Origin of the sequence: Pseudomonas sp. PB103, assembly GCF_009764635.1 — a bacterium.
Classification (GTDB): domain Bacteria; phylum Pseudomonadota; class Gammaproteobacteria; order Pseudomonadales; family Pseudomonadaceae; genus Aquipseudomonas.
In genome coordinates, this window is the sequence record NZ_RWIL01000148.1 from 98,681 (window position 1) to 111,596 (window position 12,916).

Annotated in this window: 8 protein-coding genes; 5 read left to right on the forward strand and 3 right to left on the reverse strand. The window is 60.9% G+C overall.

Annotated elements, in window-relative coordinates:
• The first annotated feature begins 25 nt into the window (after positions 1 to 25).
• Entirely contained in the window at positions 26 to 1,654 is a 1,629-nt protein-coding gene (locus EJA70_RS26305; RefSeq protein WP_158834700.1) for a PvdJ/PvdD/PvdP-like protein, read from the forward strand.
• 211 nt (positions 1,655 to 1,865) lie between these two features.
• Here the strand turns inward: EJA70_RS26305 and EJA70_RS26310 are convergent, their stop codons facing one another.
• From EJA70_RS26310 to EJA70_RS26320, 3 genes are read right to left on the reverse strand one after another with little or no spacing between them, the layout of a single operon-like run.
• Entirely contained in the window at positions 1,866 to 3,260 is a 1,395-nt protein-coding gene (locus tag EJA70_RS26310) for an efflux transporter outer membrane subunit (protein WP_158834703.1), read from the reverse strand.
• A gap of 7 nt (positions 3,261 to 3,267) precedes the next feature.
• Positions 3,268 to 5,241 (reverse strand): MacB family efflux pump subunit, encoded by a 1,974-nt coding sequence (locus EJA70_RS26315; RefSeq protein ID WP_158834706.1) that lies wholly within the window; start codon positions 5,239 to 5,241, stop codon positions 3,268 to 3,270.
• Positions 5,242 to 6,414, reverse strand: a complete 1,173-nt coding sequence (locus EJA70_RS26320) for an efflux RND transporter periplasmic adaptor subunit (protein WP_158834709.1) — start codon at positions 6,412 to 6,414, stop codon at positions 5,242 to 5,244.
• Between the two features lie 322 nt (positions 6,415 to 6,736).
• Here EJA70_RS26320 and EJA70_RS26325 point away from each other — a divergent pair, with 322 nt between their 5' ends.
• From EJA70_RS26325 to EJA70_RS26340, 4 genes are all read left to right on the forward strand, one after another.
• Positions 6,737 to 7,219 carry a sigma-70 family RNA polymerase sigma factor gene (locus EJA70_RS26325; RefSeq protein WP_158834712.1) on the forward strand — a complete coding sequence of 161 codons (483 nt, stop codon included), beginning with the start codon at positions 6,737 to 6,739 and terminating at the stop codon, positions 7,217 to 7,219.
• Between the two features lie 134 nt (positions 7,220 to 7,353).
• Positions 7,354 to 8,688, forward strand: a complete 1,335-nt coding sequence (locus tag EJA70_RS26330) for a lysine N(6)-hydroxylase/L-ornithine N(5)-oxygenase family protein (protein ID WP_158834715.1) — start codon at positions 7,354 to 7,356, stop codon at positions 8,686 to 8,688.
• A gap of 590 nt (positions 8,689 to 9,278) precedes the next feature.
• The gene (gene mgtA, locus EJA70_RS26335) at positions 9,279 to 11,978 is read left to right on the forward strand and encodes a magnesium-translocating P-type ATPase (protein WP_158834718.1); all 2,700 of its coding nucleotides are present in this window, start codon (positions 9,279 to 9,281) and stop codon (positions 11,976 to 11,978) included.
• A 151-nt stretch (positions 11,979 to 12,129) separates the two neighbouring features.
• Entirely contained in the window at positions 12,130 to 12,846 is a 717-nt protein-coding gene (locus EJA70_RS26340) for an MgtC/SapB family protein (protein ID WP_007913384.1), read from the forward strand.
• The last annotated feature ends 70 nt before the right edge of the window (positions 12,847 to 12,916 follow it).

The window sequence follows — 12,916 nt, forward strand, 5'->3', positions numbered from 1 at the left end:
CTTCATGGCTGACACAGGTAGGGCAATGAAGATTTCTCGACGATGGTTCATGGCGGGCCTGGCACTGACCGGCGCCGCTGTGCCTGCAGCGTATTTTGGGCATCGTGAATGGACGAAGCCGGATCCGACGATCACCCCGGGTGAGGCGTCGTTCGACGTCGCGGATGTCGCCGGGCAACGCCTGGCGGATGCGCTGCGCGGTGTCTGGCAGATTCGTTTCGAGGGTCATGACGCCGGTATCGCGGGTTTGCCCGGAGAAGGTCTGGAAGTGTTTCTCGATGTTGCCCAGAAAGGGCGCGGCGTCATCGGCTTTCTCGACACGGCCGAGCGCTTGCGTTCGTCTCAGGCACCGCGCTATCGAATTCTCGCGGACCTGGCCGATGTCAAAGCCTCGCAGTTGAGTTGGCGTCTGGTCAGCCTGTCCGCAGCCGACGGTGCACCGGACTACGAATTCAGCATGACGCTGGATGAGGTCTGGGGCGGTTTCGGCAACGCCGGCAGCGGCAGCCTCAGCGGGCGCGTCCTCAACCTTGATCGCCCCTTGATGCTGCCGGCGCAGGACAACCGTTTTATTGCCGTCAAACGCGTATTCCCCGAGGCACGCGAGCGCGCAGGGTTGAACCCGACGTTGCTGGCCTGGCTGATTTCTCCTGAGCACCGTTTGTTCCATCAACTCTGGCACGCCAGCCGCGACAAGTGGCATACCTTGAGCGAGGAAAAACGCGGCGCCCTGCGCGGTATCGGCTGGCAACCCGGCCCGCGTGACAAGGAGCGCGACGCCCGTGGCCCGCGCAAGGACCGCAATGGCTCGGGTATCGATTTCTTTTTCATGCACCGGCACATGCTGGGCACGGCGCGTTCAATGCAGGATCTGCCGTCGTGGCAGCATTTTCCGCTGCCGCAGCCGGAATTGATCCGCGACCGCCAGGGTTTTGCCGATTACTTCGACAACCACGACGGTACTTCACTGCCGCCGACCTGGCTGGCCGAGGACGATGAGGAATACTCGCAATGGGTCAGCGACATCAAGACGGCCGAGACTTATCACAGTAATTTCCTGGTCTGGGAATCGCGCTACCGTGACCCGCGCTACCTGGCCAGACTGACCTTGGGGCAGTTCGGTTCGGAAGTCGAACTGGGGCTGCACGACTGGCTGCACATGCGCTGGGCGTCAGTGCCACGGGACCCGTCCAATGGCCATCCGGTACCGTTCGCGCGCGATCCGGCAGATTTTTCCGCGCGTTGGTACGCCGCGGAAAACGACTTCCTGGGCGATCCGTTCTCCTCGCATGTCAGCCCGGTGTTCTGGCACTTTCACGGCTGGATCGATGATCGTCTGGAAGACTGGTTTCGCGCGCATGAGCGCTTTCATCCGGGCGAAGTCAGTCGCTTGCAGGTCAATGGTGTGCCGTGGTTTGCACCGGGGCGCTGGGTTGAAGTCGCCGACCCGTGGCTCGGGCCGAGCACTCACGGCTGCAGCGCGGTGCCGGGCCTGCAACCGGGCAAGTCAGTGGAGATGGATCCGGAAACCATGAAACTGGCGCTGCGCATCACCTTCAGCGATGACGAGAAGGTGTTGTCGTCGTTGTTTCGCAAGGTGCCGCAGCGCCCTTGGTATGCGCGTCATCTGAAACCCAAACAGGCTTCGGCCTGAGGCCGCGTCATCGTTCTTGGCGAGTTGGCTCGCTTCCATAGGTTTTGTATTAGCCACAGATTGTGTCAACACCACCTGTTTTTGTGGGAGCTGGCTTGCCAGCGATGGCATCGGGTCAATCAAATTTGCTGTCGGGCGTGCTGGCTCAATCGCTGGCAAGCCAGCTCCCACAGGTTTTGTGGTGACTCGTAGCTTAGCGGCAGCACCCTGACTACAGCGCCTGCCAGCCACCCCCAAGCGCCTTGTACAACGCAATGCTTGCCTGCATTCGCGACAATCTCAACTGCACATTCAAGTCCTGCGCGGCGTACAACGTGCGTTGGGTTTCCAGCACCGTCAGCAAGTCTTCGGCACCGGCCTGGTAGCGGCTCTGGGCGATGTCGAACGCGGTCTGCGCTTGCCGCAGTTCTTCGCTCTGCCACTGCCGCTGTTCGTCGAGGCCGCGAATGCTATTCAAGGCTTTTTCAACATCGGCGAAGCCGTTGATGATCGCACCGCGATAGTTCTGCAGCAGTTCTTCCTGGCGAGCGGTGGCCTTGTCACGCTCTGCGCCGAGGCGACCATTATTGAAGATTGGCCCGATCAATCCGGCAGTAAGGTTGTAGAAGGGGCTGCGTAGAACGTCGCGGAACTGGTCCGCCCCCGAGCCGATATCGGCACTGAGGGTGACGGTGGGCAACATGGCGGCGCGGGCAACCTTGACGTCGGCTTCGGCGGCAGCCAGTTGCGCTTCGGCGCGGGCGATGTCCGGGCGTCGATCAAGCAGATCGCTTGGCACGCCGGCGGCTATTCCCGGCCATTGCAATTGATCGAACGATTCCCGGTTCAGTGCAAGTGCCTGAACGGGTCGACCGAGCAGCGCCGCGAGGCTGATCGCAGCGTCTCGGGCTTGTTGCTGCACCAGCGGCAATTGTCGTTGTTGGGCGGCCACCAGGCTTTTCTGCTGAGCCAGTTCCAGAGCGGTGGCCGAGCCTGAGTCAAAGCGCGTTTGCACCAGTTTCAGCACGCTTTGCGCGTTGCCCAGATTGAGTTCGGCAATGCGGCTCTGCTCGCGCAGCGACAAGGTTTGCGCATAGGTGTCGGCGACACTGCCGAACAACGTCAGCTCCACCGTGGCGCGGTCGAACTCGCTAGCCTGCAAGGCAAATTGCGCACTGTCGCGCGACGCCTGTTTGCCACCCCAAAAGTCGATTTCGTAACTGGCATTCAGATTGGCGTCGAAATAATCCACAGCCTTGTTACTGCTGTCGGCGTCCAGTTGACTGTAGCCGTTGCCACGGAGCAGTTTCTGCCGATTGGCATTGAGCGAGGCCTTTACCTCAGGCAATTGAGAACCGCCGGCGATCACGGTGCCGGCCTGGGCCTGGCGTACCCGGGCCATGGCGGCGGCGAGGTCGAAACTGCCGGCGCGCGCCTGTTCGATCAGACGATCAAGCTCTGGGCTGCCAAACTGCGTCCACCATTGCGGGTTGTTGCGAGCACTGCTGGCAGCAGGCGCTGACTGCCACGCGGCAGGAGGCTGCAAGCCGCTGTCCGGGCGCTGGAGGGGACTGCCGCAGGCGCTGAGAATCAGGCATACGGTCAACAAACTGAGGCGCGGTTTCATAGATCGATCATTCGCTGGTAAGGGCCGTGACCGGGTCGAGCCGGGCAGCTTTGCGGGCCGGCATGAAGCCGAAGACAACACCGGTGACCAGCGCGCAGCCAAAAGCGCCGAGCACCGCCAGTAACGAGAAGGCGACCGCGACGTCGCTGAGGATCAGCACGCCGCCGACGAGTAACGCCAAGGCAATCCCGGCGATCCCGCCGACCACCGAGAGCATCACTGCTTCGGTGAGGAACTGGCGCAGGATGTCGCGCTGTCGCGCACCGGTGGCCATGCGAATACCGATCTCGCGGGTGCGTTCACGCACGGTCATCAGCATGATGTTCATCACGCCGATCCCGCCGACCAGCAGCGAAATCGCGGCAATCGAACCGAGCATCAGCGACAGGGTGTTTTGCGTGCGCGCCTCGGCCTGGATCATCGCGGCGTTGTTGGTCAGCTCGAAATCTTTCTTGCCGTTGTGCAGGCGCAGCATCATCCGCTCGATGTCCTGCTCGGTTTCCTTGACCCTGCGCGCATCGGCGGCGGCGATGGCGACGTACTCCGGGTTATAGGTGCCAAACAGGCGCGTGCTGGCGGCGGAGTAGGGGATGGCAATGCGGTCGTCGCTATCGGAATCGCCAGAGCTGGAACCCTTTTCCGCGAGAACCCCGACCACTTGAAAGGGTACGTTTTCAATCAGAATGTACTGCCCGATAGGGTTGGCAACATCCTTGAGCAACTTGCTTCTGACTTTGTGCCCGATGACGGCTACCGCAGCGCCACTGGCTTCGTCGGCAGCGGTGAAGTAAGTGCCTTCAACCACTGGCCAATTGAAAATCTTCGGGAAATTGGTGTCATTGCCGCCGACGTAACTGTTGTGGTCGAGATTGCCGAAACGCACCACGGCTTCGGCGCCGTTGACGGGCATGATCTGTTTGATCAGCGGCAGGGTGGCGAGCACGGCGAGGTCGTCGAGGGTGATGATGCCCTGCGGTGCGCGCGGGTGCGGAGGGACGCCGCCCAGATAAATGATGTTCGAGCCGAACGCACCCATTTGCGCCATGACCTGACGCTTGCTGCCTTCGCCGACCGCCAGCATCACCACCACCGAGGCCACGCCGATGATGATGCCGAGCAGGGTCAGCGCGGTGCGGAAGCGGTTGATCCACATCACTCGCCACGCGGCGTGCAAGGCGTCGACCAGTTCGCCTTTCCAGGCGCCGGTGGCTTCGGCGCCCTCGGCCAGACGCTTGCGCAGATCGACCGCTTGCAGGGCGCCGGGGTTGGCGCTGGTCTGAGCCGCGGGGTTGTCCTTGGCGCTGTCGCTGATGATCAGGCCATCGCGGATTGCGATGATGCGTTTGGCCCGCGCCGCGACTTCGCGATCGTGGGTGATGAGGATGACCACATGGCCCTGGCTCGCCAGTTCGTCGAGCAGTGCCATGACTTCTTTGCCGCTGTGGCTGTCGAGGGCGCCGGTCGGTTCGTCGGCAAGAATGATGTGGCCGCCGTTCATCAAGGCGCGGGCAATCGACACCCGTTGTTGCTGACCGCCGGAGAGCTGATGCGGGCGGTTGCCGGTGCGTGAGGCGAGGCCGAGGCGGTCGAGCAGGGCGGCGGCGCGGGCATGACGCTCGGCGGCGGGCGTGCCGGCATAGATCGCCGGCATCTCGACGTTTTCCTGGGCCGAGCCGGACGGAATCAGGTGGTAACCCTGAAACACAAAACCGAAGGCTTCGCGGCGCAGCCACGCCAGCTCATCGCTGTCGAGGCCGGCGACGTTTTCCCCGGCGAAGCGGTATTCGCCGGACGTCGGCCGGTCGAGGCAGCCAAGGATGTTCATCAGTGTCGACTTGCCGGAGCCGGACGCGCCGACAATCGCCACGAATTCGCCAGCGTGGATCGACAGGTCGATGCCGCGCAATACGTGAACTTCCGGCGCATCGCCGCCGCCGTAGGATTTGCGGATGTCCTGCAGGTCGATCAGGGGCGTCAGCATTCAACCACCACTGCCGTCGGCCGGACCGATCAGCAGGTGATCGCCTTCACTCAGGCCATCGAGAATCTGGACCTTGAGTCGATCGCTGATGCCGGTGCGCACCTCACGAGATTCGATGTTGCCGTTGGCGGCGACCACCTGCGCGGTCTGCAGATCCGCCTTGGCGCTGCCTTGCAGAGCGGCTACCGGGGCGGTGAGGACATCCTTGGCCTGATTGGCGACGAAGAATACCTGGGTGGTCATCTCCGCCATGAGTGCGTTGTCAGCGTTATCGACGTCGAGCAATACGGTGTACAGCACGACACGAGCACTGCCACTTTTACTGCTGCTCGCGGGGCTGCCGCCACCCTGGCTGGTTTGATCGAGCGGTTTGGGCGGCACCGGCAGAATCTGCCGCACGGTGCTGCTCCAGCGCCGATTGCCGCCGCTGAGGGTGGTGAAGTAAGCGGTCATGCCCGGTTTGACGTGGCCAATGTCGGCCTCGGAAACTTCCGCCCAAACGGTCATCGGCGACAGCTTGGCGATGCGCAGAATCAGTGGTGTCTGCTGTTGCGCGTTGAGGGTCTGGCCCTCGCGAGCATCGAGGGCGACCACGGTGCCGGCCATCGGCGCGTAAATCCGTGTGTAGCCGAGCTCGGCCTGATCGCTGCGCAGGCTGGCTTCGGCCTGGCGAATCTGTGCCAGGAACATATCGATGCGCGCCTGCGTGGCTTTCAGTTCGGCGCGGGCGGTCTGCACATCTTCTTCGCGGGTTGCGCCGCCGGCGGCCAGATTTTGCTGGCGCTGGTATTTCTGCTGCGCCAGTTCATGTTGCGCGCGTTGTTCCTGCAATTGCGCTCGCAGGTTTTCGATCGAAAAGCGGCCCGCGTCGAGTTTGGCTTTTTGCGTCGACGGATCGATCTCCACCAGCAACTGGCCTTCCTTGACGACGTCACCGACCTCGACATGGATCTTCTGGATCTGCCCGGAGGCCTGCGCACCAACGTCTACGTAACGGCGTGGTTGTAACGTGCCGAGCGCGGTGACGCTGCTTTCGATATCGCCACGGCTCACTTGCACGGTGGCTAACTTATCCCGGCCCGGCGGCAGCATTTGCCACGCGGCATAGCCGAAAACAGGGATCAGACAGAGGACTACGAGCAGGGCGCGTCGGGCGGGGCGGGGACGTTTCATGCAGGGTTCCGGCCAGTGGAAATCGGCCCGTCGTTCGGCTGGCACACAGGTTCGGGCAGCGCTGAACGCTGTCGCAGGGCGCGACAGACACGGGGAGCTGTCCTGTAAACGTTGCAAGGGCGGGGGAATTTAAGCGCGGAAACACGAAGTTACAGCTATAGAGCAGGACTATTTGTCGGTCAACGGCAAACACCACTTTAAATCTATATGAGAATTACTATAAATTACGCGCCTCAAGTTGCCACTATCTTGCTACTGCGTTTTGCGCCGTCGTAAAGCGGTGTGCTCAAGGACACAAACCGCATTTTCGCGGCCGGGAGTCATGTTGGAAAACTACTATCGCGAGTTGGTGTGTTTCCTTAACGCCAAACTCGGCAATCGCCAGATTGCCGAAGATGTGGTGCATGACGCCTATGTGCGGGTGCTGGAGCGCTCCAGCGACACGCCGATCGAGCAACCCCGCGCCTTCCTCTATCGGACCGCGTTGAATCTGGTCATCGATGACCATCGCCGCAACGCCCTGCGCCAGGTCGAATCGCTGGAAGTGCTCGACAATGAAGAGCGCTATTTCACCCCCTCGCCTCACAGCAGCCTCGATCATGGCCAGCGCCTGCAGATGCTTCAGCGTGCGTTGGCCGAGTTGTCACCGCTGTGCCGCGAAAGTTTTCTGCTGCGCAAGATCGAAGGTCTGTCGCACCCGGAAATCGCCGAGCAACTCGGCATTTCCAAGGCTTTGGTGGAAAAGCACATCGTCAACGCCATGAAACATTGCCGCCTGCGCATCAAACAATGGGATGCCCATTGAGCCGTCGCCGTTAAATTTTATTTCACTGTCCTCGTTCCTACTCAACAGACGACCTGCTGTCCTGCTCAAGGCCAGTCAGGTTACTTAGGCTCTCCTTGCCCCTTGTTGAGGGGTTCATCCAGAGGACACTGGAAATGACTCAGGCAATTGCATCGCCCATCGTTCACGACCTGATCGGCGTCGGTTTCGGCCCTTCGAACCTGGCGCTGGCCATCGCTCTGCAAGAGCGCGGGCCGACTCACGGCGAGCTGGATGTGCTGTTCCTCGACAAGCAGGCCGACTACAGCTGGCACGGCAACACCCTGTCGACGCAAAGCGAGTTGCAGATTTCCTTCCTAAAGGATCTGGTGACCCTGCGCAATCCGACCAGCCCGTATTCGTTCGTCAATTACCTGAAGTACCACGGCCGTCTGGTCGACTTCATCAACCTCGGCACCTTCTATCCGTGCCGCATGGAGTACAACGACTACCTGCGCTGGGTCGCCGGGCAGTTCACCGCGCAGAGCCGCTACGGCGAAGAAGTGCTGACCATCGAGCCGGTGCTGCACAATCAGCAGGTTGAAGCCTTGCGCGTCATTTCCCGCGACAGCCACGGCCTGCAACATGTACGCACCACTCGTTCGGTGGTGGTCAGCGCCGGCGGCACGCCACGTATTCCAGAGGCGTTCAAGGCGATGAAGGGCGACACCCGCGTGTTCCACCACTCGCAATACCTGTCGCAAATGGCCAAGCAGCCGTGCGTGAACAATCAGCCGATGAGCATTGCGATCATCGGTGGCGGGCAGAGTGCGGCGGAAGCGTTCATCGACCTCAACGATTCGTTCCCGTCGGTGCAGGTCGACATGATCCTGCGCGGTTCGGCACTCAAGCCTGCGGACGACAGCCCGTTCGTCAACGAAGTGTTCTCGCCGGAGTTCACCGACCTGGTGTTCCAGCAGAACAGCGCCGAGCGTGAGCGGCTGGTCAACGAGTACCACAACACCAACTACTCGGTGGTCGACATTGACCTGATCGAACGCATCTACGGCATCTTCTATCGCCAGAAGGTTTCCGGGATTGCCCGTCACGCGTTCCGCACCCTGACCACCGTCGAGAGCGCTACCGCCACCGAAAACGGAATCGAACTGGCCGTGCGCAACAACGCCACTGGCGAAGTCACCGTGCGCAACTACGACGCCGTTGTACTGGCCACCGGATACGAGCGGCAGATGCACCGCAAACTGCTGGCACCGCTGGAAGAGTACCTGGGCGATTTCGAGGTTGATCGCAACTACAAAGTGATCACGGACGAACGCTGCAAGGCCGGCATCTACATGCAGGGCTTCTGCCAGGCCAGCCATGGTCTGAGCGACACGTTGCTGTCGGTGTTGCCAATCCGCGCGGACGAGATTGCCGGCTCGCTGTATGAGCATGGCAAGAATCGCGGGCATCGTTCGATGGCAGATCTGTTGTTAGCAACCGCCAGCTAACTCAGTATTTCCTGATACACCGCCATCGCTGGCAAGCCAGCTCCCACAGGATCTGTGTTGGACACAAAATTTGTGTTCACTGGAGATCCCTGTGGGAGCTGGCTTGCCAGCGATGGGGTCCTTATGGCTAACAAAAATCTGATTTCTGAACCCTTCCTGAACATCCCCCACATTCCCCGGCACACTGCCTTTTGCGGGTTTACTCTGCAGACATCGGGGCGTAAGCTTCGCGCGTTTTCATCAATAGCGGAGACCCACAGTGGGTACTTGTTCGAGTGACAGTTGTCGGCCGGTCTCGGTAACCGGCAGATTCTCGGCAAGATAACGCGCAGACTTTCTCTGTCGTTGTCTCGCCGTAAAAGCGAGCAGCGGCATCCCGTGCATGTCCCGTCCTGGGCCATGTCTGGACGTTCCTTCTCATCGACGCTGAACAGAGCGTGATTTCGACTGCACAGTCGTGATCGCAGCCCTATCGACACGCCTGTCTTTTTTGACCGGCGCGCCAGGCCTTGCCGTGCCGGTTTTTCCGGCGGACGAGGCGCGGCCGTACCTGCTCGACGGTTTCCCGGCTGACCATAGGGGCAACAGCCATGAAACTTACGCTCAAGGAATTTTTCGCAGGCTTCCTGCGCACCCGCCACATCGCCCGGCACTTCCGTCGCCTGGCGCTGCTGGAATCGATCAACGACACCACGGTCAGCCGTGAAGTCCCGCCGACTCTGGCCAACACTTTGGTCGATGCCGCGCATTGCGACAGCGGTGTGCTGCTGTCGTCATTGGGCACGCATTCCGATGGCCTGACCGATTTCGAAGTCGACGCGCTGCGTGCGCAATACGGCCTCAACGAAGTCGAACACGAACAACCGCTGCCATGGTGGATTCACCTGTGGCACTGCTACAAAAACCCGTTCAACCTGCTGCTGACGTTGTTGGCGGTAATCTCGTGGCTGACCGAAGACCTCAAGGCTGCCGTGGTGATTTTCGCCATGGTGGTGCTGTCGACGCTGCTGCGTTTCTGGCAGGAAAGCAAATCCAACCAGGCCGCCGATGCGCTGAAAGCCATGGTCAGCAACACCGCGACGGTGATGCGCCGTGACGCGCCGCGCAGCGAGCTGCCGATCAAACAATTGGTGCCGGGCGATCTGATCGTGCTCTCGGCCGGTGACATGATTCCTGCCGATTGCCGAGTGCTCAGCGCCAAGGATCTGTTCGTCAGCCAAGCCGCGATGACCGGCGAATCGATGCCTGTGGAGAAGTTTCCACGGCAGGCCGATCGTGACACGCGCAATCCGCTGGAACTGGACAACATCCTGTTCATGGGCACCAACGTGGTGTCCGGCACGGCAGTGGCGGTGATCCTGACCACCGGCAATAGCACCTATTTCGGCGCGCTGGCCCAGCGTGTCGGCGCAACCGATCGCGCAGTGACTTCGTTCCAGCAAGGCGTTAACAAAGTCAGCTGGCTGTTGATCCGTTTCATGTTCGTCATGGCGCCGCTGGTGCTGTTCATCAACGGCTTCACCAAGGGCGACTGGACTGAAGCGCTGCTTTTCGCGCTGTCGATTGCCGTCGGCCTGACCCCGGAAATGCTGCCGATGATCGTCACCTCGACGCTGGCCAAAGGCGCGGTGTTTCTGTCACGGAAAAAAGTCATCGTCAAACGTCTTGATGCGATCCAGAACTTCGGCGCCATGGACGTGCTGTGCACCGACAAGACCGGCACCCTGACTCAGGACAAGATCTTCCTTGCGCGCAATGTCGACGTGTGGGGCGCCGATTCCGATGATGTGTTGGAAATGGCGTATCTGAACAGCTACTACCAGACCGGCCTGAAAAACCTGCTCGATGTCGCGGTGCTGGAGCACGTGGAAATCCACCGTGAACTGAAAGTCGGCACGGCGTTTCGCAAGGTCGACGAGATCCCGTTCGACTTCAATCGTCGGCGCATGTCGGTGGTGGTCGAAGGCCGTGGCCAGCCGCATCAATTGATCTGCAAAGGTGCGGTGGAAGAAGTGTTGGCGGTGTGCAGCCGCGTGCGTCACGGTGAGGTCGATGAAGCCTTGAGCGATGAATTGCTGACCCGGATTCGTCAGGTCACTGCAGCATTCAACGCTGAAGGCTTGCGCGTGGTGGCCGTGGCCGCTCGCTCGATGCCCGAAGGTCGCGAGATTTATAGCTTGGCCGATGAACAGGAACTGACGCTGATCGGTTACGTGGCGTTCCTCGATCCACCGAAAGAAAGCACCGCTCCCGCGCTCAAGGCATTGGCCGAACATGGCGTAGCGGTGAAAGTGCTGACCGGCGACAACGAACTGGTAACCGCAAAGATCTGCCGCGAAGTCGGCCTCGCGCAACAAGGCCTGCTGCTGGGCAATGACGTTGAACGCATGAGCGATGCCGAACTGGCCGTGGCCGTGGAGAAGACCAACGTCTTTGCCAAACTGACCCCGTCGCACAAGGAACGCATCGTGCGCATCCTCAAAGGCAATGGCCACGTCGTCGGGTTCATGGGCGACGGCATCAACGATGCGCCAGCACTGCGCACCGCCGACATTGGTATTTCGGTGGACAGCGCAGTGGATATCGCCAAGGAAGCGGCTGACATCATTCTTCTGGAAAAGAGCCTGATGGTGCTGGAGGAGGGCGTGCTCGAAGGGCGGCGCACCTTCGCCAACATGCTCAAGTACATCAAGATGACCGCCAGCTCCAACTTCGGCAACGTGTTCTCGGTGCTGGTGGCGAGCGCGTTTATTCCGTTCCTGCCAATGCTGCCGATGCATTTGCTGGTGCAGAACCTGCTCTACGACATTTCGCAGATCGCCATTCCATTCGATAACGTCGATGAGGACATGCTGAAAAAACCACAACGCTGGCAGCCGGGCGACGTCGGGCGCTTCATGCTGTTTTTCGGCCCGATCAGTTCGATCTTTGACATCACCACGTTCGCTTTGATGTGGTACGTCTTCGATGCCAACACCCCGGATCACCAGACCCTGTTCCAGTCCGGCTGGTTCGTGGTCGGGTTGCTGACCCAGACGCTGATCGTGCACATGATCCGCACGCCGAAGATTCCATTCCTGCAAAGCCGCGCAGCGATGCCGCTGCTGGTGATGACCGGGATCATCATGGCGGTCGGCATTTTCCTGCCGATGGGGCCGCTGGCGCACTACTTCAAATTGCAGGCGCTGCCGTCGCTGTACTTCGTGTTCCTGCCGGTGATCCTGCTGGCGTACATGGCGCTGACCCAGGCGGTGAAAGGCTTCTACATCCGCCGCTTCGGCTGGCAATAATGCTGCCCCTGTAGGAGCTGCCGCAGGCTGCGATCTTTTGATCTTGTTTTTACAAGGCAACAGCAAAAGATCGCAGCCTTCGGCAGCTCCTACAGGGGCTCGTTTCAAGCAGGCCCCACAAGGGGGTTTGTGTGTTTTCAGGGAGATGACGATGCAAGCCATCAACAACCTCAACCTCGATTCGCTGCTCGACACCCTCGTCAGCCTCAGCGCCGCCTTCATTCTCGGCGGCCTGATCGGTTTCGAGCGCCAATACCGGCAACGCACCGCTGGCCTGCGCACCAACGTGCTGGTGGCGGTCGGCGCGGCGATCTTTGTCGACATGGCCAACCGTCTCGCCGGTGCAGAAGGCGCGGTGCGCGTGGTTGCCTACGTGGTCTCCGGCATCGGCTTTCTCGGCGCCGGGGTGATCATGCGCGAAGAGGGCAATGTGCGCGGCCTCAACACCGCCGCGACCCTGTGGACGTCGGCGGCGGTGGGCGCCTGCGCCGGTGCCGACCTGCTCGCCGAGGCCGTGCTCGGCACGCTGTTCATTCTGGCTGCCAATACCTTGCTGCGGCCGATCGTCAACAACATCAACCGCCAGCCATTGGACGTGGTCTCGGCGGAGGTCACCAACATCGTCTATGTCATCGCTCGACGCTCGCAGCAAACCGCCGTGTTCGCTCTGCTGGAAGCCGAACTGGAACGCAGCAACTACCCGGCCAGCGATGTCGATGTGCATGCGTTTGGCGCGGATGAAATCGAGATTGAAGCGACGCTGGCCACCACCTCGGTCGACGGTGATGAACTGGATGCATTGGTCGCGCGCATTTCCACTTCGGCGTTGGTGGTGCAGGCGTTCTGGAGTCCGAGTACCACGGAATAAGCCTGCGCAGAGGAGAGCAAACGTTCGGCGAGACCTTGGGTTAACGCCGTCGTGAGTCCATCAAAAAGCC

What these genes read in the sequence shown, in the direction of transcription:
- EJA70_RS26305 (WP_158834700.1), top strand. Translation starts at nt 26, where the DNA reads ATGAAGATTTCTCGACGATGGTTCATGGCGGGCCTGGCACTGACCGGC.
- EJA70_RS26310 (WP_158834703.1), bottom strand. Translation starts at nt 3,260, where the DNA reads ATGAAACCGCGCCTCAGTTTGTTGACCGTATGCCTGATTCTCAGCGCC.
- EJA70_RS26315 (WP_158834706.1), bottom strand. Translation starts at nt 5,241, where the DNA reads ATGCTGACGCCCCTGATCGACCTGCAGGACATCCGCAAATCCTACGGC.
- EJA70_RS26320 (WP_158834709.1), bottom strand. Translation starts at nt 6,414, where the DNA reads ATGAAACGTCCCCGCCCCGCCCGACGCGCCCTGCTCGTAGTCCTCTGT.
- EJA70_RS26325 (WP_158834712.1), top strand. Translation starts at nt 6,737, where the DNA reads ATGTTGGAAAACTACTATCGCGAGTTGGTGTGTTTCCTTAACGCCAAA.
- EJA70_RS26330 (WP_158834715.1), top strand. Translation starts at nt 7,354, where the DNA reads ATGACTCAGGCAATTGCATCGCCCATCGTTCACGACCTGATCGGCGTC.
- mgtA (WP_158834718.1), top strand. Translation starts at nt 9,279, where the DNA reads ATGAAACTTACGCTCAAGGAATTTTTCGCAGGCTTCCTGCGCACCCGC.
- EJA70_RS26340 (WP_007913384.1), top strand. Translation starts at nt 12,130, where the DNA reads ATGCAAGCCATCAACAACCTCAACCTCGATTCGCTGCTCGACACCCTC.